Source organism: Escherichia sp. WS1265 (assembly GCF_046487585.1).
Taxonomy (GTDB): domain Bacteria; phylum Pseudomonadota; class Gammaproteobacteria; order Enterobacterales; family Enterobacteriaceae; genus Escherichia; species Escherichia coli.
The window spans coordinates 1-510 of sequence record NZ_JBJQJE010000109.1 but is presented as its reverse complement, the minus strand read 5'-3'; the positions used below and the strand labels follow the sequence as shown (position 1 = coordinate 510).

Below are 510 nucleotides of genomic sequence, written 5' to 3'. Positions count from 1 at the left end.
ACCGCCACTATGACAACCGTGGCCGGTTAACCTCGGTGAAAGACGCACAGGGCCGTGAAACGCAGTATGAGTACAACGCCGCAGGCGACCTGACTGCCGTTATCACCCCGGACGGCAACCGGAGCGAGACACAGTACGATGCGTGGGGAAAGGCGGTCAGCACCACGCAGGGCGGGCTGACGCGCAGTATGGAGTATGACGCGGCAGGACGTGTCATCAGCCTGACCAACGAGAACGGCAGTCACAGCGACTTCAGCTACGATGCGCTGGACCGCCTGGTACAGCAGGGCGGCTTTGACGGGCGGACGCAACGTTATCATTATGACCTGACCGGAAAACTCACGCAGAGTGAAGATGAGGGGCTTGTCATCCTCTGGTACTACGATGAATCGGACCGTATCACTCACCGCACGGTGAACGGCGAACCGGCAGAGCAGTGGCAGTATGATGGCCACGGCTGGCTGAGAGAAATCAGCCACCTGAGCGAAGGCCACCGTGTGGCGGTCCACT

Annotated in this window: 1 pseudogene; it reads left to right on the top strand. The window is 60.4% G+C overall.

Going from position 1 to position 510, the window contains the following annotated elements:
- A pseudogene (locus ACJHX3_RS25085) lies at positions 1-510 on the top strand (RHS element protein); the annotation flags it as partial.